The organism is Chryseobacterium taiwanense (assembly GCF_000813825.1).
Lineage (GTDB): Bacteria > Bacteroidota > Bacteroidia > Flavobacteriales > Weeksellaceae > Chryseobacterium > Chryseobacterium taiwanense.
In genome coordinates this window covers 145,848-170,875 of the sequence record NZ_JWTA01000015.1, presented here as the reverse complement: position 1 = coordinate 170,875, position 25,028 = coordinate 145,848, and the positions used below count along the sequence as shown (strand labels likewise).

Sequence of the window (25,028 nt, the reverse complement as noted above, 5' to 3'; positions counted from 1 at the left end):
TTATTGAAAATGATTAAGTTTGTTATTCTCAAAATTTTTCTCATGATTCCCGAAATTGCTACTTATATCGGATATTCCGCTTCACTTTTTATTGTGCTGAGTTTCATATTGAAAGATATAAGAAAAATCAGGGTTGTGAATATGATTGGCTGTATCTGTTTTGTCATTTATGGCTTTTTCAGCGGAATGCTTTGGCCGGTAATTATTCCCAACGGATTAATTTGCTTTATACAAATTTACCATCTTTTGGCGGATAAAAAGAAGCAATGAGTAAGAGAAAAATTATCACTTCTGCGTTTAGCAACTTGTATACAGATCAGCGTATAGAAAAGGTTTGCAGAACTTTATATGAAAACGGGTACGATATTGAACTCATCGGAAATGATTGGAATGGGGCGGAGGAAATGTCTCGACCTTATCCATTTTCCAGAATACAATTAGCTTCAAAAAGTTTAAAAACAGCTTACTTTGAATTCAACTGGAAATTGTACCATCAATTAAAGAAAAAAGCAGATCAACATACGATCCTTCATGCCAATGATTTGGATGCCTTATTACCGAATTATCTGGTTGCTAAAAAATTAAATATTCCATTGGTTTTTGACAGTCATGAAATTTTTTCAGAAATGCCTGCAATTCAGGGCAAAATGTCACAAAAATTGTGGAGATACTTAGAAAAGACAATTGTTCCGAAGATTAAACTGATGATTACGGCAAGTTCAGGATATGCCAATTGGTTTAAAAATCGATACGGAATTAATCCTGTTGTGGTTCAGAATGCACCAAGAAAATTAGATTTTAATCAAGAAATTCCGGATAATAATCCTAAAATTCTTTTATATCAGGGAGCAATCAATCCTTTTCGGGGAATTGATAAAGCAATTCTGGCAATGCATCATGTAGAAAATGTTGTTTTTCAAATTGCTGGAGACGGACCAAGGAAAAAGGAATATGAAGAATTGGTTCTTAAAGAGAATCTTCAGCATAAAGTTAAGTTCCTAGGAAAATTACATCCCGATGATTTAAGAAAAATTACTCTGACTGTAGATTGCGGAATGAGCATCGAAGAGAATGGGGGAGAAAGTTATTACTATTCTTTACCGAATAAAGTGCTGGATTGCATTCAGGCCAGAGTGCCATTACTTTTAGCAAATCTTCCGGAAATGCTGAATATCAAAAATCAGTTTAATGTGGGGGAAATCATTAAAAATCATGAACCTTCCACCATTGCAGAAGCTCTAAAAAGTATTTTGAATAAAGGACGTAAAGATTATCAAACTGAGCTTGAAAAAGCTGCAGATGTCCTTTGCTGGGAAAATGAAGAGATAAAGTTGCTGCAGGTTTTTGAAATGGCTTCTCATTATTCTTAAACTGTTTTTACATTTAAAAATCAGAACAATTAATTACAATTTCAATCTATCATTTATTCTTCCAATGGATTGGTCTGAACTTAACATAAAATGTAAAAACTCTAAAATTTAGTATCTTTGCATAAAGAAAGTATAGAACATGACCATTAAGGAAAAACAGCAGGAAATTGTCGACGAATTTGCGTTTCTTGAAGATTGGGAGCAGAAATATGAGTATATCATTGATCTTGGAAAGGAGCTGAAAGGGCTTTCTGAGGATAAAAAAACTGATGAAAATCTAATCAAAGGCTGCCAAAGTAAAGTTTGGATCGATGCAGAATTCAAAGACGGAAAATTATTTTTTAATGCTGATTCTGACGGTATTCTACCAAAAGGAATTGTTTCTCTTTTAGTGAGTATTTACAGTGGTCACTCTACACAGGAAATTTTGGATTCTGATTTCGAGTTTATTTCGGAAATCGGTTTACAGGAGTTTCTTTCTCCTTCTAGAGCCAATGGTTTAATGGCTATGACCAAGCAAATTAAGTTTTACGCAGTTGCTTATCAGTTGAAATCGTAATTGTGACAAGAATTTTAGCATATCGTTTTTCGGCTTTTGGTGATGTTGCAATGATAGCTCCGGTTTTCCGTGAATTTCTGGAACAAAATCCGGATGTGGAGATTATAATGGTCTCCCGGAAAAATTTTGAGAGTTTATTTGCTGATATTCCGAATGTTATATTCAAAGGAATCAATCTCGATGATTACAAAGGTTTTTTTGGACTCAACAGATTAGCAAATGAATTAATTAAAGAATTTAAACCTGACCTGATCGCCAATCTTCATGATGTGATCAGAACAAAAATTTTAGATAAAATTTATAGAAGAAAAGGACTTAAAGTCTTTAAAATCAATAAAGGAAAAGAAGAAAAGGAACGATTGACAGATATTTGGAATCTGAATAAAGTTCAGTTGAAAAAAACGGTTGAACGTTATGCAGATGTTTTCCGGGAAATGGGATTCAAAGTAAATCTGTCCCATCAGTTAAGACCGAATTCAAAAAATAAATCGGGCATTGGTTTCGCTCCTTTTGCTCAACATCAAGGGAAAATGCTTCCCTTGGAAAAATCTTATGAATTAGCAAGGATTTTAGCCCAAAAACAGAAAGTTTACTTTTTCGGGGGTGGAAAAAAAGAAACGGAAACCTTAGAAAAGTGGGAGAAGGAGATTCCGAATACGTATAGCTTATCAGGAAAATTGAGTCTTTCAGAAGAATTGAATAAAATTTCAGAACTGGAATTGATGATTTCTATGGATTCTGCAAATATGCATTTGGCAAGTTTGATGGGAACGAGATGTATTTCTATTTGGGGATCGACGCACCCTTATGCCGGATTTTTAGGCTTTGGGCAAAGTGAAGATGATGTGGTTCAGATAGAGGATCTGACTTGCAGGCCGTGTTCTGTTTTTGGAGATAAAGAATGCTATCGAGGAGATTGGGCGTGTCTGGAAGAACTTGACGTGCAAAAAATTGTCGAAAAAATTTAATCCAATGAAGCTTTCTATCTGTATTCCTGTATATAATTTTGATGTAAGAGAGCTGGTTTTTGATTTAAAAAAAGAAATTGAAAATAATAAAATAGATGCCGAAATTATTCTTATTGATGATGCATCGGAAGAAAGCTTTACAATAATCAATTCTGAGCTTCAGAAGGAGGTACAAGCATTTGTTTTTCTCGAAAAAAATATAGGGAGAACAAGAATAAGAAACTTGTTTTTAAATTATACAAAAGGTGACTATCTTTTGTTTCTTGATTGTGATGGTCAAATTATTTCAAATACTTTCTTATCATCATATATTCAATTTATAGTAAATAATAAAGGCGCAAATATTGTGTATGGAGGGCGAAAAGTTGCAAATTTTCCGCCAGATAAAAACCATCGCCTCCGATGGAAATTTGCGATAGAAAGAGAAAATCCTCCCGTTAAGCAACGACAAGAAAAGCCTTATTTGTGTTTCCAAACTAATAATTTCATTATTAACAGAGAAGTTCTTGAAAAAATACCTTTTAATCCTGAATTTCAAAAATATGGTTACGAAGATCTCCTTTTTGCAATGGAATTAAAAAGAGAAGGTGTATTGATTGATCACATTGAGAATGCTATTTTTAATAATGATCTGGAAACGAATGAGAAGTATTTAATCAAGGTAAACGAGTCAATGGAAAGTTTAGCAAAAATGCTACAGGATAAAAATTTGAAATCAAACTTGACTGAAATTAAGATTGTAAAAGCATATAATCGAATAAATGAAAAGTTTTTAATAATTCTATTTGCAAATTTGTTTCAAATAATAAAAGTTGGTTTAGAAAAAAAACTTTTAAAAGGAAATGTTAATCTTAGATATTTAGATTTTTATAAACTAGGATTGCTGTTGAAAGAAATGCGTTAATGCTATAATGGCATAGTTTTTTATTTATCTAATAAAAGAATTCATCATGAAAACATTTAAAAAAATAGGTATAATGGTTGTACTAGGTTTGTTTCTTACATCCTGTGTAGGAATAAAGTCTAACGGTAACCATGGTCTGCCTCCGGGTCAGGTGAAAAAAGTGACAGGATCTAAATCCGCAAAACCCTATGCGCCGGGCCAGAATAAATAATAATCTTTCTAAAAAATATGTAGAAAAGAATTTATAAGACTGTATTCAGCTTTATTGATGAGGAATTTGACCTTGTAGAAGTGTTTTGGCACGTGGGAGAGGTTTGTGAAAAATGAAAGGAAATTAACCCTTCTAATAAGTTTTAAATAAATATGATTTGTAAGGATTTAATCCAAGGAAGATTCTTGCGAAAAGCTGAAATTATAAAAATAAAAAAACTCTCTTGAAAAAGAGAGTTTTTTGTGGGTCCTGAGGGATTCGAACCCCCGACCCTCTGGGTGTAAACCAGATGCTCTGAACCAACTGAGCTAAGAACCCGAATTTTTTTGAAAGGTTTCGTTTCCTTTTCTGTGGGTCCTGAGGGATTCGAACCCCCGACCCTCTGGGTGTAAACCAGATGCTCTGAACCAACTGAGCTAAGAACCCTCTGTACTTGTTTCCTCGTTTAGAGTGGTGCAAATATACAACTTATTTATAAACCTCCAAATTTTTTTCTAAAAATTCTCCCACTACAAAGTTACTTCCGCCAATAAAAATCATTTCTTCGTTTGTACATTGTTCTTTCGCAGATAGATAGGCTTCCTGTACGGAATTGAAAATTTTATAAGAAATTTTTGCCTCAATCAGTAAATTCTCATAATCTTTAGGATGCCTTCCTCTGTTTATGGATGGTTTTGCAAAATAGAACTCAGAATTTTCGGGTAAAATTTTGGTTACTTCATCTATTTTCTTGTCATTCACAAAGCCTAAAACAATATGTTTGTGTTTCTCAATAGAATTTAACTGTTCAAAAACGAACTCTAATCCGGCTTGATTGTGTCCTGTGTCACAGATTGTCAAGGGCATTTTAGAGAATTCAAACCAACGACCAATAAAATTGGTGTTTTGATGAACGTGTAAAAGGCCTTCTTCAATATTTTTATCAGAAATGGATAGATCTAATTTTTTTAGTTCTTCAATTAAAGCTAAAACCACTTTAATGTTTTTAGACTGATAATTTCCTTTTAGATCTGAAGTAAGCTCTGTTTTCAACAAAGTAGCATCAATAAAAGGGGCATTTTCTTGATTTGCTTTATTTTGAATGATATTTTTTACAGCATCATTTTCATCGCCAGAAATAATAGGAATCAGATTTTTAATAATTCCGGCTTTTTCCCCAGCAATTTCTTCAATGGTATCTCCTAAAATATTTTGATGATCTAACTGAACATTTGTGATGGCTGCAACTAATGGTTTAATGATGTTTGTTGAATCCAATCTTCCGCCTAGTCCAACTTCAATAATGGCAAAATCAACATTCTGCTGATAAAAATATTCAAAAGCCATAACGGTAGTAAATTCAAAAAACGAAGGACGAATATCTTCCGGAAGATTTTTTAGTTTTTGAATGAATTCAAAGACAAATTCTTTATCACAATTTTTACCGTTTACCTTTATACGTTCTGTAAAGTCAATCAGGTGAGGGGAATTGTAAAGTCCGATTTTGTAACCAGCTTCTTGAAGCACAGAAGCAAGCATGTTACTTGAAGATCCTTTTCCGTTTGTTCCTCCAATATGAATACATTTTATTTTTTCTTGAGGATTCCCAAAGAAATCGCAAAGTCTGGTTATATTTTGTAGGCCTGGTTTATATGCTTTTTGGCCATCGATTTGATAATTAGGAGCTTGTACGAAAAGCCATTCCACGGCTTCTTGGTATTGTTCATTTGTCATGATACAAAATTCTCAAAAGTTTTTTAAAAAGGGACATTAATTTTTTTTAATTGTAACTTTTTTTACATCTTCGCGTCTAATGTGAAAAAAAGCTGAATTATGAAAAAAGTTTTGGTAATTATTTTAGGGTTGAGTTGCTTGGGGCTAAATGCTCAGAAAAGGTGGTCATTGAGAGAATGTGTAGATTATGCTGTGAAAAATAATCTGCAGGTAATACAAAATGAATACTCAAAACAAACTCAGGATGCCAACCTAAAAATTGCCAAAAAAAATTATCTCCCTACTGTTTCCGGAAGTATAGGAAATACCGTTAGCTTTGGACAAACATCTTTCGGAACAGGAAGTTTAAGAAATGATGTCTTTCGAAACAGCGCAAGCCTAGGAGCTGAAATTTTGGTATACAACAACGGAAGACTAGATAAAACACTTAGAAAAACTGAGTATGATTTAGAAGCCAGCTTATATGATGTAGAAACCATTAAGAATGACATCTCATTACAAATTGCACAACAATATTTAACGACGTTATTGAATAAGGAAATTGTAAAGATCTCTGAAAGTACAGTTGCAAACGCTAAAAAGCAATATGACAAAGCGAAAATAACAACATCAGTAGGTACTACGGCGCAAACTGTTTTGGCGGAAGCTGAAGCAGCATTGGCTAGAGAAAAACAAAACCTTAAAACGGCTGAAATTAATGTTGGGAGAAGTCAATTTGCTTTGGCTCAGCTTTTACAATTGCCGGATTATAAAAACTTTGATGTAGAAGACGTAAGTGTTCCTGGTCAATTGACTCCGGAGTTGAAATCGGTTAATGAGGTTTTAGCAACGGCTTACGAATCTCAGCCTCAGATCAAAGCAGCAGAAAGTAGAATAAAATCTGCGGAAGCTCAGACAGAAGTTTCAAAAACTGCTTTCTGGCCTACAGTAACGGCAAGTGCAAGTATAGGGTCTTTCTACAACAACCTGCTTAATACGGATATCGTAGGAGTGGATGATTTGGCAAGGCCTGTTTACGAAAGAAATTTATTTGGGCAGTATAAAGATAACTTTGGACAGCAGGCAGCTTTGTCAGTCAATATTCCGATTTTTAATAAAGGAATTACAAAACTTCAGGTAGAGCAGTCAAAGATTAACGAAAGTGTTGCCAAAAACTCTTTTGAACAACAGAAGCAGACGGTAAGACAAAATGTTCAGAAAGCACAGTTTGATGCTGATGCAAATTACGAAACTTATTTGTCAGCAGTGGAAGCCGAGAAAAGCTCTAAACTTTCTATGGATTTTGCTGAGAAAAGTTATGCTGCGGGAAGAACGACTATTTTTGATCTGAATGTTGCCAGAAATAATTATGCGAATGCGCAAGGTTCTGTAGCACAGGCAAAATATAATTATCTATTTAGCTTAAAATTATTGAATTTCTATGCAGGAATTCCACTAAGTTTGTAGAATGTCAATTCAGTCATTAGAAAAATATTTACCTCAAAATACACTTGCATATTTGAAGAAATGGTTCTCTGATTATTATATTCATATAAAAATTACCAGAGACCGAAGTTCAAAATTGGGAGACTATAGGAAATTACCGGATAAATCCCATGAAATAACAATAAATTCGACATTATCTCCACAACTTTTTTTCTTTGTGCTGACTCATGAGTTGGCACATCTTATTGCTTTTGAGAAGTATGGAAGAAGGATATCGCCTCACGGAAACGAATGGAAACATACGTTCAGAGAAATGCTTTTGGAAAGCGTTGAGGTGTATGAAGATGAATTAAAACCTATTATAATTAAGTTTTCAAAATCTCCCAAAGCCAATTTTATGGCAAGTCCGGATCTGGTAAAGTTTTTTCATTCAGGGAATTCGGCAGATGATAATTCTTGCTATATCGAAGAAATAGAGACCGGAGGATTTTTTGTTTATCAAAATCAAAAATATCTGCAGGAAGGACTTATTAAAAAAAACTATCTTTGTAAGAATCTGGTTACCGGAAGGAAGTACTCTTTCAAACCGTTGGCTAGGGTAGAAAAATGTATGTAAACATGTTACAGTCAGATAAATACTGTGTAATAATGGCCGGTGGAATTGGAAGCCGATTTTGGCCTTTAAGTACACAAAAATTCCCGAAACAGTTTCAGGATATTTTGGGAACGGGAAGAACGATGATTCAGCAGACGTATGACAGAATCAGTAAAATAATTCCTTCAGAGAATATATTTGTAATTACAAATAAGGAATATGTAGGGGTGTCTCATCAGCAATTGCCGGAGATTCCGGAAGAGAATATTGTGGGAGAGCCATTGATGAAAAATACGGCGGCCTGCAATCTGTATATGGCTAATAAAATAGCTGAAAAAAATCCGAATGCGACGATGGTTGTTTTGCCAGCCGATCATTTAATTCTTAAAGAGGATGTCTTTTTACAAAAATTAGAATTGGCTTTTAATTTGGCATCTGAAAACGAGTATTTGGTAACCTTAGGAATTACGCCAACAAGACCGGATACGGGATATGGTTATATTCAGTTTGTAGAAAAGAAAAACGCGGAGTATTTCAAAGTAAAAACGTTTACTGAAAAGCCTATTTTAGAAATAGCACAAAGCTTTTTGGATAGTGGAGACTTCCTTTGGAATGCAGGGATATTTATTTGGAATATTAAAAGCATTCATAATGCGTTCGAAACGTATCTTCCGGATATGACACAGCACTTTATGGCATGCGATTATAATGCAGGCAATGAGCAGAGCTGTATAGAACTTATTTATCCAAAAGTTCAGAAAATATCTATCGATAACGGGATTCTGGAAAAAGCAAAGAATGTTTACGTAATTCCTGCATATCTGGGATGGAGCGATTTGGGAACCTGGACTTCAGTTTATGAAAATACAGAGAAAGATAAAAACCAAAACTCGGTAAATCAGAAACATCTTTTAACGTATAATGCGGAAGGAAACATCATTCACACTAAAAATAATAAAATGGTGGTGATAGACGGATTAAAAGATTATATCGTTGTAGATACAGATAAAGTACTTCTTATTTGTCCCAGAGATCATGATCAGTTGATAAAAGATTATGTTTTAGATCTTAAAAACTTCAAAAAAGGAGAGCGCTTTATGTAATTAAAATGGCATGCTTTATGTCTCTTATTTTAGCTATGATAAAAGTAATTTTAAAATTTGGACTCTTTTCTTTATTATTTTTGGGAATAACCGCTTATTCTCAGGAGAAAAAACACTTTACAGGCTACTCTAATATTCTACAGGGTATTATTCCTAATCAGAAAACAGATTTCTGGATTTTGGTTCATAGCAGTTATGGCAAGAATCAGGAAGTAAAGACTGTAGGAACTAAAAAAGATTATACCCCACAAACTTCAGGATTTAATCTGTTTCCTGATGAAAACGGGTTCTTTTATATCGTTTCTTCTTCAGGCGGAAAGATTGAATATATAACCGATCTTCCTGCAGTTAAAAAATTTATAGGTAAAATTGATAACGTAGAAGAAGCGGCCATCATGCTTACTGCTGAAGGATACTTTGTAGATGAAGAATTTAATGATTTAGCAGGAAATTACTCAGAAGATAATGCTAATTATTATCTGGAGGTAGGAAAGCTTACTTCAAAAGAATGTCCTTATCAAAAAAAGCATTTTAATATAACGGTGAGTAAAGCTAAGGGTGAAATTACAAATACAAAAGACGATGGAACCTATATAGAGCTTTATAATAAGAAATGTACCAACAATCCGAGGCTTTTAAAAATAGAGAAAAAAGAAACCCCAAAAGATGAGCCTAAAAAATCAAACTCCTCCACAAAACGCAGATAATATCTACGAAACAGAGCGATTAATCATTCGTCCCATGTCTTTGGATGATGGAGCGTTTATTCTTGATCTTTATAACAGACCTAAGTTTATTCAGTTCATTGGAGATCGAAATATAAAAACGGTTTCCGATGCAGAAGAGTATATCAGAAATAAGTTTCTTCCTCAGTTTGAAAAACTTGGTTTTGGAAATTATTTGCTCATAACAAAAGAGGGGAACCACAAAATAGGAGGGGTAGGAATTTTCGAACGTGACGGATTAGATATTGTAGATATTGGCTTTTCTCTTTTAGACGAATATGAAGGCAAAGGATACGCTTATGAAGGTGCTTTAAAAGTAAAATCTATCGGAATGGATGATTTTGGGCTTAAAAAGCTTTCTGCCATTACTGCAAAAGAGAATTTTTCTTCTCAGAAATTAATCGAAAAATTAGGCTTAAAATTCAAGAAACATGTAACTCTTCCGGGGGAAGATGAGGAGTTGAGGTATTACGAAACTGAATAACGAATACTATTCAGTTTTATTTTTTACCATTAAGGAATTAAGATGAGATGCAATGAAAGTATCATTGATTTTTCCTTAATTTTCTTAATTCCTTAATGGTTATTTTTTTTAATAATGAAAGAAACGAAATAACTATCCTTTCAAAATCTGTGAAGCGTGTTCTTTGGTTTTTACTTTTTCAATAACCTCGGTGCAGATTCCATTTTCATCAAAAATAAAAGTGGTGCGAACAATTCCCATAAATTCTCTTCCCATGAATTTTTTAAGTTGCCAAACACCGAATTTTTCGATGATATCACGATTTTCATCAGCAATTAAATCATAAGCGAAATTATATTTTTCATGAAACTTCTTTTGTTTCGCTACGGAGTCTGCAGAAATACCCAATACTTGAAAGCCTTGCTTTTGTAAATATTCATAGTTTTCGCTGAGGTTACAGGCTTCTGCTGTACAGCCTGGAGTCATTGCCTTTGGATAAAAGAAAACTACAAGTTTTTTTCCGATTAATTTTTCAGAGGTTACCGTTTCTCCATTCTGATTTGTTCCTTCAAATTGTGGTAGTTTATCTCCAACTTTCAGCATAATGATTTAATTTTGTTCAAATTTAATAGTTAAATGACAAAAAAGCAAAGAGCCGAACTTGTTCAGATAGAATTAGAAAAACTATATCCAGTCGTTCCTATTCCGTTGGATCATACCGATCCTTATACTTTAATGGTTGCTGTAGCATTGTCTGCACAAACGACAGATAAAAAAGTAAATCAGGTAACTCCCGATCTTTTTGCGGTAGCGGGAACGCCACAACGAATGGCAAAACTAGAAGTATTTGAAATCAAAGAACTGATCAAAGAAATAGGATTAGCGAATACAAAAGCCAAAAACCTGAAAAGAATGGCAGAACTTCTCTTAGAAAGACACAATGGAGTAGTTCCTCAAACATATGAAGAATTAGAGGCTCTTCCCGGGGTCGGTCATAAAACGGCTTCGGTGGTAATGAGTCAGGCCTTCAATTTTCCTGCTTTTCCGGTCGATACGCACATTCACAGATTGATGACGCAGTGGAAGCTCACTTCCGGAAAAAACGTTGTAGAAACGGAAAAAGATGCCAAAAATATCTGGAAAGAAGAAGTATGGAATAAATTACACCTTCAGATTATTTTTTACGGAAGAGAATATTCTCCGGCGAGAGGAAAAGGAGAGAAGGATTTCCTTACGAAAATGATGTTTGAAAAATAAATTGACCGCCACAACATTCCCCTCCTTTGGAGGGGTGGCGAAAATTCAAAGAATTTTTGACGGGGTGGTTACATTAAATATCCAACAATCTTCTATGATAATTAATCTGCCCCAAATGATAGCTCAAATGACCGAATAGATGGATCAGGAAATATTCAGTTGTCATTTTGTATCCCAATGCTTCAAGAGGATATTCTTTCTCCATATCTTCCGAAGTCAATTTATCAAGTGTTGAAACCACGATTTCCAATGTTCTTTCAACTTTTTCAATAAGCTCATTTCTTGGAACATCCTTTAATGAAAATTCAAGTTCACGGTTTCTGATGTAGTCTGAACTTCCAAGCTGTGCCCCAATAAAATGATTAAGGTTTCCAACCAAATGAAGGCATAAGTTTCCGGCAGAATTTAAAATGTTTTTATCAATTTTCCAGATTGTTTCTTCGTTTTGATAGGACTCAATTTCTGTTTTTAGTTTATTTAAATCTCTTGTATAAAGTGATTGCAGACTTTCTGTTATCATTTTTCTATTTAATAATTGTTTTAAAATATCCTCTAAAATTTTTTGTAACTAATGAATCCAGACTCGCATTATAATCTATAAATCCATAAATACTGTCATTCTTCCGAAATATGGCTTTATTGAGAATCAGCTTCTGAGAATTGAGATGAGTTTCAATAAATTTAATTTCATCCTTCAACGCTTTCGGGTCAATATCTTTAATTAAAAACTGGTGATTAAACACTTTCACCAAAACTCCATTTCCAAAATATCCATTGTAATTATTAAGCCAAATATTGATGGTATCTCCTTTGTATTCTGCTTTGCATTTATAATCGTTGAATTGAAAAAATCTGTATTCTTTTTCTGTGTAACATCTTATATAGAATCCGTCTTCCTGAACGATATTGGCTGTCCTTGTTGAGCTTTCTAATTTCTCACTTTTAAATAAATGAAGTTCAGGATATTTTGATAGAAGCTTTATGTTATTGTTTTTAGGAAGATCTTTATCAACGCTAAATTTCTCAAAAGCCCATTCTGCTTTTGCCTCCTTTTTACAACTTAAAATGAATAAGCAAAAGATGAATACAAATGAAAAATTTAAAGTTCTCTTCATGATTTAGTTTCAACAAATCTAAACAAAAAAGCCACAAAAATTAATTTGTGACTTTACTATTTTAGTGAGGAATTACTTCTGCTTTTTAGCCCAAAGTTCCATTTTTCTATTTAAAACGTCCAACGGAAGGCATCCTTGGCTCAGTACTTCATCATGGAAGCTTGCCAAATTGAATTTTGTCCCCAATTCCTTTTGATATTTCTCTCTTAGTTCGCGGATTCTCAAAGAACCGATTTTATATCCTAAAGCTTGTCCCGGCATTGCCATATATCGCTCAACTTCGGCAGTTGCACCCGCTTCATCATAAGAAATATTGCTCAGGAAATATTTAATAGCTTCTTCTCTTGTCATTTTTCCTGTGTGTAAACCAGTGTCTACAACCAATCTCACGGCTCTTAACATTTGGTCGCTCAGATAGCCCATTTTCTGGTAAGGATCTGTATACAACCCGAATTCAGGGCCTAAAGTTTCACAATAATGCGCCCATCCTTCACCATAGGCTCCAAACCATCCGAATCTCATGAATTTAGGAAGTTTGGTATTTTCCTGCTGCAAAGAAACCTGATAATGGTGTCCCGGAATAGCTTCGTGTAAGAAAAGAGATTCCATTCCTGAAGTTACATTGAATTTTGAAGGATCGGGAAGCGGAACATAGAAAATTCCCGGTCTTTTTCCATCTGGAGTTCCCTGGATATATTCTGCACTTGCACTGGCTTCTCTGAATTTTTCTGTCTGTCTGATTTCAAAACCGGTCTTTGGAGTTACTGAGAACATCGTTTTCAGTTTCGGAGTAATTTTCGTTAAAATTCCATTGAATGCTGCCAATACTTCTTTTGAAGTCTTATAAGGCATTGCTTTAGGATCTGTTTTCACGAAATTGATGAATTCTTCCAACGAACCGGTGAAACCAACCTGTTGTTTTACCTTTTCCATCTCCGCGCGAAGCATGGCAACTTGCTGAAGACCTATTTTGTTGATTTCTTCAGGTGATTTATTAGTAGTTGTCCAACTTTTTGCATAGTACTGATAGATTTCCTTTCCGTTGGGTAAGCTGTTGTATCCGTCGGTTTCTCTGGCTTTCGGAAGATATTCTTTTTCTAAGAAATCACCCATTTTTGCATAGGCAGGAATGATTTTTTTGAGAATCGTTTCTTTATAAAGTTCTGAAAACTTCTCTTTTTGAGCCTTAGAAAAGTCTTTCGGGAAATTTTTGATCGGTCCGTAAAATATATTTTTGTCTAAATCCGGCGTAATGATTTCTTCCGCTCTCATTTGAGGGATCATTTTAACCACCAGTTTTTTGGGAAGTACGATTTTATTATTAATTCCTTCACGGAAATTATCTGTAGCGGCATTCATCCACTCCGGAAACTTTTCCATTCTTTTTAGCCAGGCGCTGTAATCTTTTTCTGTTTTGAAAGGCTGGCTTCCCTGTCCGCTTCCATAAAGAGGAAAACTTAAAGGCAATCCCCCAAATTGTGTAAACGGAATGTACTCAGGATGATAGGCATAGCCTTCAATTCTGTCTTTCAACATGAAATCCAGTACATCGTATACAACTTTGTCTTCATCAGAAAGATTCTTATAATCAACATTTTCCAATTGTTTCTGCACTGAATTGTAAAAAGAAACTTCCCCCGAAATAAAATCTTTATCTATATTGATCGGCAATTGGTCGTTGTATCTGAGATCACCCTGTGAAGTAGCCTCAAGAGGATAAAGTTTCAGATATTGTTCGTAATAGTTCGATGCGATAGAATCTAAGTTACTGGGAGTTACCTTCGTTAGAGGTGAATCAGACTTCTTACAAGAAGCGACACTCATGAGTAATCCCAGACCAACGATGCTTTTTAATAGAATATTTTTCATTTTCGGAATCTTTGAGAAACAAAAGTAATTAATATTAACAAAAACAGATATTTTAAGGGTGGATTTTGCAAAAATATTTTTCAAAATATTTTTCACATTCAATCTATTTTTTATCTTTGCTGAAAACGTTTAACAATCATACTATTACAGTTCTTTTTTTAAGAAATAATGAAAGGGATTTTAAAAATTTACCATCCGGACGAAACGCTAAAATACAATATCAGAAACACTTATTGCAAAGCGGTCTATAGCAACCAGCAACATTTTTTAGAGGTTGAAGTTATTACGGATGACAGTTTGGATCATGTTGACGATGATTCTCTACAGTACAATTTTCCACAGCTCTCGCTTGAAGTTTTCGATTTTCCTATTGAATCTGCGGAAATAGAAGGGAAAACGATTCAAATCAATGATTCGGATGAAGATAGCTACACCGAAGTAGATCTTTTTGACGATGAAGAAGCATTTATCTATGATAATGAACTTCTGTTCGAAAAAAATGAAGAAGGGGAACTTCAGGTTATCTGGAAAGGAACGATTGATGATTTTTATACCGGTTCGGATACTCCGCTGCCTTTCAGACTTAAATGTGAATTTAAACAAGATGATATTGAGGTAGACGAGGATTAATATCCATCGATCTCAATATTTTTATATTATAAAGTTCTTTTCAATTTTTTTGGAAAGAATTTTGCTATTTGTAAAAGGCAACTTAATTTTAAGTTGTTTTTTAAGCATTTTTTAAGACATCAATTAATAATATTCTATTATTTTTGTCGTTTAAAACCATTATAAAACTAGATATTAATGCTGTTAACGGAACTTACTCAGATTTTATTTGCACAAATTGCTACACCGGCAGTGAATACAGAAGATTTAGAATTTTCATTTTGGAAAATCATGTTTCACGGAGGTGCTTTCGCTAAAATAGTGATGGTAACTGTACTGATACTTGGTGTGTTTTCAGTATATCTGTTTTTTGAACGTTTCTTTTTTATTAAAAGGCTGGCTTCAAAAACGGATTCCAATTTTATGGATAATATTGAAGATTTCATTAAAGAGGGTAAAATAGAGTCTGCTTTAGACTACTGCAAAAGACAAAATTCTCCGGAGGGCAGAATTTTAGAAAAAGGAATTTCAAGATTAGGACGTCCGGTTTCAGACATTGTAAGCGCAATGGAATCGCAGGCTCAGGTTGAGGTGGCGAATATGGAAAAGAATCTGAATCTTTTGGCGGTAGTTCCGAGTATTGCTCCGATGTTGGGACTTTTAGGAACGGTAATCGGGATGATTATCGCTTTCTTTAATCTTTCTCATGCAACAGGATCTTTCTCACCAAAAACGCTTTCTGAGGGTATTTATACAGCATTGGGACAGACTGCGGTAGGTCTTGCAGTGGCAATTCCGGCTAACTTTTTCTACAATATATTGTTAACAAGAATCGATAAGTTTGTATTGAAAGCTCAGAATATGTCGGGTGAATTTTTAGATCTTATCAATAAACCTTTATAAATCTTTCCAGATGAAAATTCAGAGAAGAAATAAAGCGAACCCCGAGTTCAGTTTAGCAGCGATGACCGACGTTATCTTGCTGATGCTGATCTTTTTTATGATAACATCTTCTGCAGCTAATCAAAGTGCGATTGATGTGAAATTACCAAAAGCCGGAGCGGTAGATGATAATATTCCTAATCCTTTAACGGTAAGTATAAAGCCAGACGGTTCTTATTTTGTAGACGATAATCCTGTAACGAAAGACCAACTGGAGCAAATCATCGTTGATAAATTGGCTAACCAGACCAACAAATCTTTTACGATAAGGGCAGACGAAAATACGATGCATAAAGATGTGGTTTTTGCGATGGAAATTGCGGAAAAGAATAAGTTTAATATTGCGATTGCAACGGTAAAAGATAAATAATCAACGATTATCCGGAACAAGATTATTTTAAAAAATGAAGAGCTACGTCATTAATAAACAAGAAGAAAACAGAGACAGAATAAAAAGCGCATTGCTTTCTATTCTTATTTGGTCTGCCATCTTGCTGTTTGTTTTTTTATATAAATTAAAACCTGAACTGGATCCTGAACCGGAGGTTGTTACTACCATGTTGGTGAATTTTGGGGATAACAGAAATGGAAATGGGGTAGAAGAACCCGCAGATCAGCCGGGAAGTCTGGCTGCAGCTACGGAAGAAGTTACTCCGGAACCGGTAGAAACAGCAGTTCCTGAAACTAAGACCATCATAAAACCGGAGCCACAGCCTGAAACTAAAAAATCAGAAGCTAAGGAGAAAATTATCACAGGTAATAATTCTAAAGTAACTGTTCCAAAAAAAGAGGAAGTAAAAGCTGATAGTAAAAAAACTGCTGCAAGTACAAGTGCTTCTAAGAACACTAAAAAATCGGGTGCTGTTACTGCCAATTCAAAAACAGGAAATGGTGACGGAAAAGGAACGGCAGCTATTGGAAACTTAATAAGAGGAAGGGGAACAAAAGCAGGAAGCCAAGGTGATGGAGAAGGCATTGGAAATGCGGGAGATCCTTTAGGAGGTGACGGAAATGGAGATAGTAAAGTAGGAATTGACAGAAAATTGGTAGGATATATTCCCGGAACAATGGGAAGAGGTGGTGCACAACCTTCTCACAGTTGTACAGCAAGCGGATCTATTACCGTTGCTTACACTGTAGATAAAGCGGGGAATGTGGTTTCCGCAAGAAGATCGGGAGGTGTTTCAGATCCTTGCGTTGCATCTACTTCAGTTGCCTGGGTGAAAAAATATGTAAAGGCTGAAAAAGCCAATGTTTCTTCCACAGGAACGTATAAAATTACTTTCTAAGAAAAATAATTTAATTTTTATAGTACCGTGTTAAAGTTTAGCGACTTTGCCACGGTTTTTTATTTGAAAGAAATTGAAGGAGTGCTTATATTTGCTTATACCATGATAAATCACAACAGAAATATGAAATTAAACTCCTTGCTCATCTTATTGTTATTTTGCCCGTTTTTCTTTAAAGCAACTGTAATTCCTTTTGAATTAATAGAGGGAAAGATTGTCCTAAATGTAACGATACAGAACGATCAGCATCATTTTATATTCGATACCGGAGCTTTTACTATTATTTCAGACGAACTGAAGGATAAAATTAACGCCAAAAAAAGTAATATCATTTTTGAGGGGATAGATGCCAATAATGCGAAGTCTAAAATGGACGTTTTTACCATTAATACTCTAAAGGTAGCGGATTTAAGCATCAAAAATGTCAACTTCTCGTTTGCTGATATTAGTTGGATGAGCTCTCGTGCCTGTAAAAAAATAAGTGGGATTTTAGGAGCGAATATGATGAAAGATAAGGTATGGCAAATTAATTTTAAAAATAAAACGCTAACAATATCTGACAAAATAGAAAACGCTTCTTCTTTAAGCTCAGTAATAGTTCCTTTCACAGAACAACACTTTACCGGTGTTCCGAAAATTGAAGTTAAAATAAGAGGACAAGTCTTAGATTATGTATTTGATACGGGTTCCGGGATGAGCTTTTCTCTCACTCAGCAATCTTATAACAAGATAAAAGATCATGATTTTTTGACTTTTGAGGGACTATTGGCGCAATCTTTAAATAGTATAAGCAAGGGAGAAAAACAGGTGGATTTCATGGAAGTCCAGATAGGTAACGTAAACATCGGAAATCAGATCATAGATAGCAGCTTGGAAGCGACAAATTTATTGGGAACTAAGTTCATGGAAAACTATTTAGTAGTTCTTGATTGTATCAATAAAAAAATTATTCTATATCCGAATAGTATTCAACCTGAATATAATTCTTTCGGTGTTTCGTTTGCAGTGAATAAAGATGCTCTTATTATAGTCAATAAGCTGCAGATTCCTCAATTGTCAGAATTAACATTAGCAGAAAAAATTATTAAAATAAACGATATTGATGTATCAAGAGTGAATAATGAAACGTTCTGCGGAATAAAAAAGATGATGGATGAGGTTAAAACGATCACGATAGAAAATGAATCTCACAAGAAATTCACTTTGGAAAAGAAGAATATCTTACAGCTATTGAATTAAAATATTAGAGCGGCCTTTTAAGGCCGCTCTAATATTTATATATGAGGCTTTTAATTTTTCAGTTCATTAATCCTGTTGATGATCGGTAACGCAAAAATTCCGCTTGTCTGAAGATACAATTCGTAGAATGTTTTTGCTTTATCTAAAAAGTCTTTATTTCCGCTCGCTTTCCCATTAAAATAGAACAGATTTCCCAGCATCTCGTAATAATCCTTGTGATCTCTTTCCTGTCTTTCGTTGACGATTCCAATAATTTCTTCTTTCGTTTTTGAGGAAAGAGTGGTGAAATCAAATTTGAAAATATCCTTCATCAAAGTCTCGAAATCCAACTCTTTCTGCATCAAGCTCTCTTCCGGTTTATCCAAAATTAGTTTTTCTAATGCTTGAGTTAACTGACGTATTAATCTTAAGGTGAATTCTTTATCTGTAATCATTTTTTTTGATTTTTTTCTGTTGTTTCTTCGATTTCAGGAGTGGAGGCTGTTTTAGAAATGAAGTGTATTGTACCTTCTTTACTTTTATAAATTCTTAAAGCTAATATTAATCCAATAACAATTCCTAAGATAACAATAGCAACTGCAATAATTAAGGTGAAGTTGTTAGGATTTGGAAAATAAATGATCGCTGCAATTAAAACTCCTATCAAAAGAGGAGAAAGAAAGATTTGAAATCCTCCAATCACTTCTGTTGATTTTTCAAAGATATTAGGTTTGTTTTCTTCCATTATTAAGCAAAGAAAAGATAAGCCAACGCAATAGAAGTAATAACACCTACTAAATCGGCTAAAAGCATGGCAATTACCGTGTATCTTGTATTCTTTATAGCTACTGCTCCAAAATAAACAGCGATCACGTAAAACGTCGTATCTGAGCTTCCCTGAAGAACGGCTGCCAATTTCCCCTGGAAACTATCTGCTCCGAAGGTTGTCATTGTATCCACCATCATTCCACGCGCTCCTGAACCTGATAATGGCTTGATTAAAGCAGTGGGAAGTCCATCTACAAATCGAGGGTCAAAATGTGCAACGTTTGCTACCCATTTCATTCCATCGATAATCACATCAAAAACTCCGGAAGTTCTTAACAGAGAAATTGCGATCAACATTCCGACTAGGTAAGGGATAATTTTCACACAAGTGGTAAAACCTTCTTTTGCGCCTTCAATAAAAGCATCAAAAACATTAATTTTTTTGTAAACTGCCCCAAGAACAATCGAAAGGAAAATAAAGAGAATTAATCCGTTGCTTAATACTTTACTGAAATCATCCAGTTCATCTTTACTCAATTGAACCAGATACAAAACCAATAATGCAATAACTGCTGAAATTCCTCCAACATAAGCAAGAACGACAGGTCTTAATAGATTAATTTTCTGATATAAAGAAACAATGATCATTGCTGCTAAAGTTGCCGCAAAGGTTGCAATCATACACGGAAGAAAAATATCGGTTGGTGTTTTCGAGCCCATAGAAGCTCTGATTGCAATAATCGAAACCGGTATCAATGTCATTCCTCCTGCGTGAAGACACAGGAACATGATCTGGGAATTACTGGCCGTATCTTTATTCGGGTTTAAGGTTTGAAGACTTTCCATTGCCTTTAAACCAAAAGGAGTGGCTGCATTATCTAAACCAAGAAGATTGGCGCTGAAATTCATCAGCATATGTCCGAAAGCCGGATGGTTTTTAGGGATTTCCGGGAATAATTTTGAGAAAAAAGGTTGAATTAACCGACTTAAAAGATTGATTCCGCCTGCTTTTTCGGCAATACTCATAAAACCCATAAATAAAGTCATAATTCCAATCAGCCCCAAACAGATTTTTACAGCGGTTTCAGAAGTTCCGATTACGCCGTCTGCTTCCTGAACGCGGTAAACTTTCACATCCTGCTTCAGTGAATCTGTTTTATAATGAATTCTACTTTCTGCAAAATCAGGTTTTTTCATCAAACTATCTCGGACAATCGGAGAAAGTGTATTTATTTTCTGTGTTGCGATTTGCACGGTGTCTCCGCCTTTTCCTACAACCATATCGTTAAAAATGGTTTTGTAGTGGCTTGAGGAGATGTATTTTATACTTGCAATAGCAATGGCAACAATGATAAATGCGGACCAAATTCTGCTGAGAACCATCTGATTAAATTATAATTGTTTAAACTTATCAAAAAAACTTCAGATTACAAAGAAAGGAAGAGATTTTAAGTCATTGAGACGAGCTGTCATTTCGGCGAATAGTAATCTGTTTATAGATTCTTCACTCTGTTCAGAATGACAGGGAAAGTAGAATTAAATACAAGATTAATTCTTTTCATCAAGATAAACCAAAAAGCCCTCAAAATTATCATCCAGATTTTTTAAGACTTTCGCATTTTTCATTTTCTTTTCCAGAGCCTCGATGAAAAAGCTTTTTTCAAAGAACTGGCGGTGAATTCCGGGAAGTAGCTCCATAAAATAATCCATTCCGATTTTATTGTTATGGAGGTCCATTTTTGTTTCTAAGGGTTGATTGGGGAATAATTCCTCGTGCATATCGGTCATTCTTTTGCAGAACTTCAATGCTTTTTGAGGAGAGGAAATTTTACAGCAGTACATCATGATAAAACAACACCAAAGAGCGTGTCTGAAAGCATTGCCAATACCATTGTTAGACGCTGTTTCCGGGAATTTTTTCTGGGCAATCGTGAATGCTTTTACGGTGGCATGAAAACTTAATAAAGAAAAAAGAGGATGGGGAAGAAGGAGAGATAAAAGACGCAAAATCTTTTTAAAGCTCATACTTCGAATCGTATCAAAAAATATTTTAAAAGTTCTCATAAATAAAAATCTCTCCCTTAATTAGAGAGAGATGATTGTATTTTTGTTACAAATTTTAAGCACGTACTGCTAATAAATTTACTGTTTTTGCTACTGTATCCTGAATTTCAGTTCTTTTCACGATGAAATCCACAAATCCTTTTTCCTGTAAGAATTCAGAAGTCTGGAATCCTTCCGGTAGATCTCTACCGATAGTTTCTCGGATAACTCTTGGTCCTGCAAAACCGATTAAAGCTCCAGGTTCAGCCATGATAATATCTGCTGTCATTGCAAAAGAAGCTGTAATACCACCAAAAGTAGGATCACAAAGGTAAGCAATGTATAAAAGTCCTGCTTCAGAAAGCTGAGCCAATTTTGCCTGTACTTTTGCCAACTGCATCAAAGAATAAGTTGCTTCCTGCATTCTTGCTCCTCCTGACTGACAGATGATCATGTAAGGAAGTTTGTGCTTAATACAATAGTCTATTGCTCTTCTGATTTTTTCTCCCATCACAGAACCTAAAGATCCTCCGATAAAAGCAAAGTCCATACAAGAAACTACCATTTCAGTTCCTTTTACAGTTCCTACAGCATTTCTGATAGAATCTGTAAGTTTTGTTTTCGCTTTTACTTCTTTTAGACGGTCTGCGTAAGGTTTTGTATCTTTAAAGTTAAGGATGTCAATACTTTCAACGTTAGCATCTAACTCAGTGAATTTACCTTCATCAAAAAGGATGTCAAAAAATTCTGCACTTCCAATTCTTACATGAAATCCATCTTCAGGAGAAACGTAGTTGTTTCTTTTTAGTTCTTCATGCTCAACTACTTTTCCTGATGGAGTTTGGTGCCAAAGACCTTTTGGAACATCCTTTTTCTCATCAGTAGAAGTCGTAATGTTTTTTGCTTTTCTTTTAAACCAGTCGAATGCTGCCATTTTTGTAATATATTAATGTACAATGAAAAAAGTAAAATGTATAAATGAGAAAGTATTGAACTTGCTTCTTATAGTATACATTTTACTTTTTACAAATTTTTATTTTAAAGTATTTACGTTATTTAAATCTTCAAATGCCTGAACTAATCTTGTAGAGAAAGTTTCTTCCCCTTTTCTCATCCAAACTCTAGGATCGTAGAATTTTTTGTTAGGTTTTTCTTCTCCTTCAGGGTTACCGATTTGAGTTTTCAAATACTCAACATTGTTTACCATATAGTCTCTAATTCCTTCTGTATAAGCAAACTGAAGGTCAGTATCAATGTTCATTTTGATTACTCCGTAGTCAATAGCTTCTCTGATTTCTTCCAAAGTAGAACCAGAACCTCCGTGGAATACGAAGTTTACAGGCTTAGCTCCAGTTCCGAATTTCTCCTGAACATATTTCTGAGAATTATCAAGGATTTTCGGAGTAAGAACTACATTTCCTGGCTTGTAAACACCGTGTACGTTACCGAATGCTGCTGCAATTGTAAAGTTATCAGAAATTGCTTTCAACTTTTCGTATGTATAAGCGATATCTTCCGGTTGAGTATATAATTTTGAGTTGTCTACGTCTGAATTGTCAACACCATCTTCTTCACCTCCTGTAACTCCGATTTCTACTTCAAGAGTCATCTGAAGTTTAGCCATTCTTTCGAAATATTTAGCAGAAATTTCTAAGTTTTCTTCTAAAGACTCTTCAGAAAGATCCAACATATGAGAAGAGTAAAGAGATTTTCCTGTTTGCTTGAAGAAATCTTCGTTAGCATCCATTAACCCGTCAATCCAAGGTAATAATTTCTTTGCACAGTGGTCTGTGTGAAGAATTACAGTTGCTCCGTAAGCTTCAGCAAGAGTGTGGATGTGTTTTGCTCCTGCAATAGCACCTAAAACAGCTGCTTTCTGACCATCGTTGTTTAATCCTTTCCCTGCATTGTAAGCAGCACCACCGTTTGAAAACTGAATAATAACAGGAGAGTTTAATTTCGCTGCCGTTTCCATAACTGCATTTACATTGCTAGAACCAATTACATTTACTGCTGGTAATGCAAATTTATTTTCTTTCGCATATTGAAAAATGTCGGTAACTAATTGACCTGTGGCAACTCCTGCCGGAAAAATTCTGCTCATGTTTTACTTTTTATATAAATTATTAGGGTCTTTTTAAAATTCCTGTAAAGGTAATGATTTTTGCTCAATAACTAATTTCTTTTGTCTCGTCCCCAAAGTAGCTTTTGGCGGATGGTTTCATAAAAACTTAAATTATTGGGCTGTACCAAAAGGAGCTGAAAAGAAGCCTTTTTTATAATGATTTCTTTATCTGTTTCTATATGTATTAATCTGGAATCTAGTGAAAGAGAATACTGTGGTACTCTGCTTTCTACTCTGAATTTGATTTTTACTCTGTCATTTACCACCAAAGGTCTCACATTCAAATTGTGAGGAGCAATAGGAGTGATCACAAAGTTTTCGTTATTGGGAGAGATTATGGGGCCACCGCAGCTTAATGAATAAGCGGTAGAACCTGTAGGTGTGGAAACGATTACGCCGTCTCCCCAAAATACGTTCAGAAATTCATCATTAATATATGAATCTACCGTAATCATCGATGTTGTTTCTTTTCGGGAAACCGTGACATCATTTAATGCGTAAGGGAAAAAACCTTCTTCTAAGCCTTCAGAAACCACTTCAATCACCGATCTGCGGCTTGTTTTGATGTCTCCTTTCAAAATAGCATCCAATTCTCTGAAAGCTTCTTCCTTTGTAAAGCTTGCCAGGAAACCTAATCTTCCTGTATTTACTCCTACAACGGGAATTTCAAGATCTTCAATAAATGTTAAAGAATTTACGATCGTTCCGTCTCCTCCGAATGTGAAAAAAAGATCAACTTTTTTCTCAAGAAGATCCTGCTTGCAATTGAAGGTTTCGAAAATTTTTGAAAACTGAAGGGCTTCAGCCATTTCGTCATAGAGAACAGATGTTACGCCTCTGCTTTCGAGCTCTGAAATAAATTTACTGAGATACAAAAAGGTGTCAAGATCTTTTTTCTGAGAATATATGGCTGCTTTCATGCTTAGATTTCTAGGAATTTTTGGAAGAATCCGAATCTGTCTTTATACAAATCCGATTTTTCGTCCGAATAATATTTCTCCACAATTTTATAATCGTATCGATCGAATGTGGCATCTATCGAGGTGAGATTCTCATTGCTTATTTTTATGGTAACATGAATTACTTCATCTGACATGAAACTGATAAAGCCCCCGTAAAATTTAGAATTATTGCTTTCTACAATATTGGCAATTTCTGTCATAGAATATTTTCTTGCAGGCGTTTCTATCGTTAGAATAGCTCCTGTTTCAGAAAACAGAGGATATTTTGATAAATCCTGAAAGATATCATCACAGATAATATATCCTAAATATTTTTCATTTTTATTGATAACGGGAATCACATTGGTGTCAAAAGTATGGAACAGTCGAATGCTGTCCATAATATTATTATCTTCCAATATTGCGAAACGCTCTATCTGATGTTCCAGATCTTTTAAGGTGCCTTCTTCCTCATAAAGAAAGTCTATAGCAATGGCTCCGTAAAAATGATGGGATTTTTTAATGAAAACATGAGAATATCCAAAATCTTCTAATATCTCCCTTGCTGCTTCTATTGAATCAGTCAGGCTAAAACACGGAAAGTCTTTTGAGATATAGTCCTTGATAAACATGGTGCTAATTTATAAAAAATTAAACTAAATTTTTTCTGTAGGCCTGTTTTTTTTAATGATTTTTTTTGAAAAGCGATGTTAAAATTTGTTTGTAAGGGAAAAAGAAGTATCTTTGTCGCCTTTCATTTTTACTTTTTATTAGATTTATTTCAAACTGCACTGTCTTTTAGACACATGCAGTTTT

General features: G+C 34.6%; 29 protein-coding genes and 2 tRNA genes. 16 read left to right on the top strand and 15 right to left on the bottom strand.

Annotated elements, in window-relative coordinates; genetic code table 11:
* Positions 1 to 42: 42 nt before the first annotated feature.
* The 5 genes from RM51_RS15450 to RM51_RS15430 all read left to right on the top strand — a co-directional run bounded on the left by RM51_RS15450 (position 43) and on the right by RM51_RS15430 (position 3,801).
* Positions 43 to 270 (top strand): hypothetical protein, encoded by a 228-nt coding sequence (locus tag RM51_RS15450; protein ID WP_039371543.1) that lies wholly within the window; start codon positions 43 to 45, stop codon positions 268 to 270.
* Complete coding sequence (locus RM51_RS15445; RefSeq protein ID WP_039371540.1) at positions 267 to 1,370, top strand: glycosyltransferase; 1,104 nt, start codon at positions 267 to 269, stop codon at positions 1,368 to 1,370. Before RM51_RS15450 ends, RM51_RS15445 begins: the two co-directional genes overlap by 4 nt.
* 139 nt (positions 1,371 to 1,509) lie before the next feature.
* Complete coding sequence (locus tag RM51_RS15440; RefSeq protein ID WP_039371538.1) at positions 1,510 to 1,929, top strand: SufE family protein; 420 nt, start codon at positions 1,510 to 1,512, stop codon at positions 1,927 to 1,929.
* Positions 1,930 to 1,931: 2 nt separating this feature from the next.
* Positions 1,932 to 2,897 carry a glycosyltransferase family 9 protein gene (locus RM51_RS15435; RefSeq protein WP_039371535.1) on the top strand — a complete coding sequence of 322 codons (966 nt, stop codon included), beginning with the start codon at positions 1,932 to 1,934 and terminating at the stop codon, positions 2,895 to 2,897.
* Between the two features lie 4 nt (positions 2,898 to 2,901).
* Positions 2,902 to 3,801: a glycosyltransferase family 2 protein gene (locus RM51_RS15430; RefSeq protein WP_039372057.1), complete on the top strand. Its 900-nt coding sequence runs from the start codon at positions 2,902 to 2,904 to the stop codon at positions 3,799 to 3,801.
* Positions 3,802 to 4,255: 454 nt separating this feature from the next.
* Here RM51_RS15430 and RM51_RS15425 read toward each other — a convergent pair.
* The 3 genes from RM51_RS15425 to RM51_RS15415 form a co-directional block, all read right to left on the bottom strand.
* Positions 4,256 to 4,330, bottom strand: a tRNA-Val gene (locus tag RM51_RS15425).
* Between the two features lie 33 nt (positions 4,331 to 4,363).
* A tRNA-Val gene (locus RM51_RS15420) sits at positions 4,364 to 4,438 on the bottom strand.
* 42 nt (positions 4,439 to 4,480) lie between these two features.
* Positions 4,481 to 5,725, bottom strand: a complete 1,245-nt coding sequence (locus RM51_RS15415) for a bifunctional folylpolyglutamate synthase/dihydrofolate synthase (protein ID WP_039371533.1) — start codon at positions 5,723 to 5,725, stop codon at positions 4,481 to 4,483.
* A gap of 99 nt (positions 5,726 to 5,824) precedes the next feature.
* Here RM51_RS15415 and RM51_RS15410 point away from each other — a divergent pair, with 99 nt between their 5' ends.
* Genes RM51_RS15410 through RM51_RS15390 form a run of 5 tightly spaced genes read left to right on the top strand, consistent with a single transcriptional unit; the run spans position 5,825 to position 10,057 of the window.
* Complete coding sequence (locus RM51_RS15410) at positions 5,825 to 7,171, top strand: TolC family protein (RefSeq protein WP_039371532.1); 1,347 nt, start codon at positions 5,825 to 5,827, stop codon at positions 7,169 to 7,171.
* A gap of 1 nt (position 7,172) precedes the next feature.
* Positions 7,173 to 7,766: a SprT-like domain-containing protein gene (locus tag RM51_RS15405; protein WP_039371529.1), complete on the top strand. Its 594-nt coding sequence runs from the start codon at positions 7,173 to 7,175 to the stop codon at positions 7,764 to 7,766.
* A 2-nt stretch (positions 7,767 to 7,768) separates the two neighbouring features.
* Positions 7,769 to 8,848 (top strand): mannose-1-phosphate guanylyltransferase, encoded by a 1,080-nt coding sequence (locus tag RM51_RS15400; RefSeq protein WP_039372055.1) that lies wholly within the window; start codon positions 7,769 to 7,771, stop codon positions 8,846 to 8,848.
* Positions 8,849 to 8,865: 17 nt separating this feature from the next.
* Positions 8,866 to 9,555: a hypothetical protein gene (locus tag RM51_RS15395; protein WP_228375822.1), complete on the top strand. Its 690-nt coding sequence runs from the start codon at positions 8,866 to 8,868 to the stop codon at positions 9,553 to 9,555.
* Complete coding sequence (locus RM51_RS15390; protein WP_052248529.1) at positions 9,515 to 10,057, top strand: GNAT family N-acetyltransferase; 543 nt, start codon at positions 9,515 to 9,517, stop codon at positions 10,055 to 10,057. The genes RM51_RS15395 and RM51_RS15390 overlap by 41 nt, the downstream gene beginning before the upstream one ends.
* 132 nt (positions 10,058 to 10,189) lie before the next feature.
* On the opposite strand, the gene bcp is transcribed toward RM51_RS15390, so the two are convergent.
* Entirely contained in the window at positions 10,190 to 10,639 is a 450-nt protein-coding gene (gene bcp / locus RM51_RS15385; RefSeq protein WP_039371526.1) for a thioredoxin-dependent thiol peroxidase, read from the bottom strand.
* 33 nt (positions 10,640 to 10,672) lie between these two features.
* On the opposite strand from bcp, the gene RM51_RS15380 reads away from it, so the two are divergent.
* A complete protein-coding gene (locus RM51_RS15380; RefSeq protein WP_039371524.1) occupies positions 10,673 to 11,293 on the top strand; it encodes an endonuclease III domain-containing protein in 621 nt (206 codons plus the stop codon).
* A gap of 73 nt (positions 11,294 to 11,366) precedes the next feature.
* Here RM51_RS15380 and RM51_RS15375 read toward each other — a convergent pair whose 3' ends face one another.
* The 3 genes from RM51_RS15375 to RM51_RS15365 all read right to left on the bottom strand — a co-directional run bounded on the left by RM51_RS15375 (position 11,367) and on the right by RM51_RS15365 (position 14,277).
* Positions 11,367 to 11,813 carry a DinB family protein gene (locus RM51_RS15375; RefSeq protein WP_039371520.1) on the bottom strand — a complete coding sequence of 149 codons (447 nt, stop codon included), beginning with the start codon at positions 11,811 to 11,813 and terminating at the stop codon, positions 11,367 to 11,369.
* A 4-nt stretch (positions 11,814 to 11,817) separates the two neighbouring features.
* Positions 11,818 to 12,408, bottom strand: coding sequence for a hypothetical protein (locus tag RM51_RS15370; protein WP_039371517.1), 591 nt, complete (start codon positions 12,406 to 12,408; stop codon positions 11,818 to 11,820).
* A gap of 72 nt (positions 12,409 to 12,480) precedes the next feature.
* The gene (locus tag RM51_RS15365; protein WP_039372049.1) at positions 12,481 to 14,277 is read right to left on the bottom strand and encodes a DUF885 domain-containing protein; all 1,797 of its coding nucleotides are present in this window, start codon (positions 14,275 to 14,277) and stop codon (positions 12,481 to 12,483) included.
* A 168-nt stretch (positions 14,278 to 14,445) separates the two neighbouring features.
* On the opposite strand from RM51_RS15365, the gene RM51_RS15360 reads away from it, so the two are divergent.
* The 5 genes from RM51_RS15360 to RM51_RS15340 all read left to right on the top strand — a co-directional run bounded on the left by RM51_RS15360 (position 14,446) and on the right by RM51_RS15340 (position 18,356).
* On the top strand, positions 14,446 to 14,907 hold the full coding sequence (locus RM51_RS15360) for a hypothetical protein (protein WP_039371516.1): 462 nt from the start codon (positions 14,446 to 14,448) through the stop codon (positions 14,905 to 14,907).
* 177 nt (positions 14,908 to 15,084) lie between these two features.
* Positions 15,085 to 15,789 (top strand): MotA/TolQ/ExbB proton channel family protein, encoded by a 705-nt coding sequence (locus RM51_RS15355; protein ID WP_039371514.1) that lies wholly within the window; start codon positions 15,085 to 15,087, stop codon positions 15,787 to 15,789.
* Between the two features lie 10 nt (positions 15,790 to 15,799).
* Positions 15,800 to 16,198: an ExbD/TolR family protein gene (locus tag RM51_RS15350; RefSeq protein WP_039371511.1), complete on the top strand. Its 399-nt coding sequence runs from the start codon at positions 15,800 to 15,802 to the stop codon at positions 16,196 to 16,198.
* 34 nt (positions 16,199 to 16,232) lie between these two features.
* Positions 16,233 to 17,117 (top strand): energy transducer TonB, encoded by an 885-nt coding sequence (locus RM51_RS15345; RefSeq protein ID WP_039371509.1) that lies wholly within the window; start codon positions 16,233 to 16,235, stop codon positions 17,115 to 17,117.
* A gap of 123 nt (positions 17,118 to 17,240) precedes the next feature.
* Positions 17,241 to 18,356, top strand: coding sequence for a retropepsin-like aspartic protease (locus tag RM51_RS15340; RefSeq protein ID WP_165585013.1), 1,116 nt, complete (start codon positions 17,241 to 17,243; stop codon positions 18,354 to 18,356).
* 50 nt (positions 18,357 to 18,406) lie between these two features.
* Here RM51_RS15340 and RM51_RS15335 read toward each other — a convergent pair whose 3' ends face one another.
* The 8 genes from RM51_RS15335 to RM51_RS15300 form a co-directional block, all read right to left on the bottom strand.
* Positions 18,407 to 18,790: a hypothetical protein gene (locus tag RM51_RS15335; protein ID WP_039371505.1), complete on the bottom strand. Its 384-nt coding sequence runs from the start codon at positions 18,788 to 18,790 to the stop codon at positions 18,407 to 18,409.
* Complete coding sequence (locus RM51_RS15330) at positions 18,787 to 19,080, bottom strand: hypothetical protein (protein ID WP_039371502.1); 294 nt, start codon at positions 19,078 to 19,080, stop codon at positions 18,787 to 18,789. Before RM51_RS15330 ends, RM51_RS15335 begins: the two co-directional genes overlap by 4 nt.
* Before the next feature lie 2 nt (positions 19,081 to 19,082).
* The gene (locus RM51_RS15325) at positions 19,083 to 20,486 is read right to left on the bottom strand and encodes a nucleoside recognition domain-containing protein (protein WP_039371500.1); all 1,404 of its coding nucleotides are present in this window, start codon (positions 20,484 to 20,486) and stop codon (positions 19,083 to 19,085) included.
* A gap of 165 nt (positions 20,487 to 20,651) precedes the next feature.
* The gene (locus tag RM51_RS15320; protein ID WP_039371498.1) at positions 20,652 to 21,167 is read right to left on the bottom strand and encodes a DUF6973 domain-containing protein; all 516 of its coding nucleotides are present in this window, start codon (positions 21,165 to 21,167) and stop codon (positions 20,652 to 20,654) included.
* 55 nt (positions 21,168 to 21,222) lie between these two features.
* Complete coding sequence (accD, locus tag RM51_RS15315; RefSeq protein ID WP_039371495.1) at positions 21,223 to 22,080, bottom strand: acetyl-CoA carboxylase, carboxyltransferase subunit beta; 858 nt, start codon at positions 22,078 to 22,080, stop codon at positions 21,223 to 21,225.
* A gap of 99 nt (positions 22,081 to 22,179) precedes the next feature.
* Positions 22,180 to 23,250 (bottom strand): class II fructose-bisphosphate aldolase, encoded by a 1,071-nt coding sequence (gene fbaA, locus RM51_RS15310; protein ID WP_039371493.1) that lies wholly within the window; start codon positions 23,248 to 23,250, stop codon positions 22,180 to 22,182.
* 71 nt (positions 23,251 to 23,321) lie between these two features.
* On the bottom strand, positions 23,322 to 24,191 hold the full coding sequence (locus RM51_RS15305) for an NAD kinase (RefSeq protein ID WP_039371491.1): 870 nt from the start codon (positions 24,189 to 24,191) through the stop codon (positions 23,322 to 23,324).
* 2 nt (positions 24,192 to 24,193) lie between these two features.
* Entirely contained in the window at positions 24,194 to 24,844 is a 651-nt protein-coding gene (locus RM51_RS15300; RefSeq protein ID WP_039371489.1) for a CBS domain-containing protein, read from the bottom strand.
* Positions 24,845 to 25,028 lie beyond the last annotated feature (184 nt).

Excerpts from the sequence above, each read along its gene's own strand:
- bcp (WP_039371526.1), bottom strand. The coding sequence starts at position 10,639 with ATGCTGAAAGTTGGAGATAAACTACCACAATTTGAAGGAACAAATCAG.
- RM51_RS15440 (WP_039371538.1), top strand. The coding sequence starts at position 1,510 with ATGACCATTAAGGAAAAACAGCAGGAAATTGTCGACGAATTTGCGTTT.
- RM51_RS15360 (WP_039371516.1), top strand. The coding sequence starts at position 14,446 with ATGAAAGGGATTTTAAAAATTTACCATCCGGACGAAACGCTAAAATAC.
- RM51_RS15400 (WP_039372055.1), top strand. The coding sequence starts at position 7,769 with ATGTTACAGTCAGATAAATACTGTGTAATAATGGCCGGTGGAATTGGA.
- fbaA (WP_039371493.1), bottom strand. The coding sequence starts at position 23,250 with ATGAGCAGAATTTTTCCGGCAGGAGTTGCCACAGGTCAATTAGTTACC.
- RM51_RS15390 (WP_052248529.1), top strand. The coding sequence starts at position 9,515 with ATGAGCCTAAAAAATCAAACTCCTCCACAAAACGCAGATAATATCTAC.
- RM51_RS15365 (WP_039372049.1), bottom strand. The coding sequence starts at position 14,277 with ATGAAAAATATTCTATTAAAAAGCATCGTTGGTCTGGGATTACTCATG.
- RM51_RS15375 (WP_039371520.1), bottom strand. The coding sequence starts at position 11,813 with ATGATAACAGAAAGTCTGCAATCACTTTATACAAGAGATTTAAATAAA.
- RM51_RS15305 (WP_039371491.1), bottom strand. The coding sequence starts at position 24,191 with ATGAAAGCAGCCATATATTCTCAGAAAAAAGATCTTGACACCTTTTTG.
- RM51_RS15415 (WP_039371533.1), bottom strand. The coding sequence starts at position 5,725 with ATGACAAATGAACAATACCAAGAAGCCGTGGAATGGCTTTTCGTACAA.
- RM51_RS15380 (WP_039371524.1), top strand. The coding sequence starts at position 10,673 with ATGACAAAAAAGCAAAGAGCCGAACTTGTTCAGATAGAATTAGAAAAA.
- RM51_RS15340 (WP_165585013.1), top strand. The coding sequence starts at position 17,241 with ATGAAATTAAACTCCTTGCTCATCTTATTGTTATTTTGCCCGTTTTTC.
- RM51_RS15430 (WP_039372057.1), top strand. The coding sequence starts at position 2,902 with ATGAAGCTTTCTATCTGTATTCCTGTATATAATTTTGATGTAAGAGAG.
- RM51_RS15320 (WP_039371498.1), bottom strand. The coding sequence starts at position 21,167 with ATGAGAACTTTTAAAATATTTTTTGATACGATTCGAAGTATGAGCTTT.
- RM51_RS15300 (WP_039371489.1), bottom strand. The coding sequence starts at position 24,844 with ATGTTTATCAAGGACTATATCTCAAAAGACTTTCCGTGTTTTAGCCTG.
- RM51_RS15355 (WP_039371514.1), top strand. The coding sequence starts at position 15,085 with ATGCTGTTAACGGAACTTACTCAGATTTTATTTGCACAAATTGCTACA.
- RM51_RS15410 (WP_039371532.1), top strand. The coding sequence starts at position 5,825 with ATGAAAAAAGTTTTGGTAATTATTTTAGGGTTGAGTTGCTTGGGGCTA.
- RM51_RS15325 (WP_039371500.1), bottom strand. The coding sequence starts at position 20,486 with ATGGTTCTCAGCAGAATTTGGTCCGCATTTATCATTGTTGCCATTGCT.
- RM51_RS15445 (WP_039371540.1), top strand. The coding sequence starts at position 267 with ATGAGTAAGAGAAAAATTATCACTTCTGCGTTTAGCAACTTGTATACA.
- RM51_RS15405 (WP_039371529.1), top strand. The coding sequence starts at position 7,173 with ATGTCAATTCAGTCATTAGAAAAATATTTACCTCAAAATACACTTGCA.
- accD (WP_039371495.1), bottom strand. The coding sequence starts at position 22,080 with ATGGCAGCATTCGACTGGTTTAAAAGAAAAGCAAAAAACATTACGACT.
- RM51_RS15330 (WP_039371502.1), bottom strand. The coding sequence starts at position 19,080 with ATGGAAGAAAACAAACCTAATATCTTTGAAAAATCAACAGAAGTGATT.
- RM51_RS15370 (WP_039371517.1), bottom strand. The coding sequence starts at position 12,408 with ATGAAGAGAACTTTAAATTTTTCATTTGTATTCATCTTTTGCTTATTC.
- RM51_RS15395 (WP_228375822.1), top strand. The coding sequence starts at position 8,866 with ATGTCTCTTATTTTAGCTATGATAAAAGTAATTTTAAAATTTGGACTC.
- RM51_RS15450 (WP_039371543.1), top strand. The coding sequence starts at position 43 with ATGATTCCCGAAATTGCTACTTATATCGGATATTCCGCTTCACTTTTT.
- RM51_RS15345 (WP_039371509.1), top strand. The coding sequence starts at position 16,233 with ATGAAGAGCTACGTCATTAATAAACAAGAAGAAAACAGAGACAGAATA.
- RM51_RS15335 (WP_039371505.1), bottom strand. The coding sequence starts at position 18,790 with ATGATTACAGATAAAGAATTCACCTTAAGATTAATACGTCAGTTAACT.
- RM51_RS15350 (WP_039371511.1), top strand. The coding sequence starts at position 15,800 with ATGAAAATTCAGAGAAGAAATAAAGCGAACCCCGAGTTCAGTTTAGCA.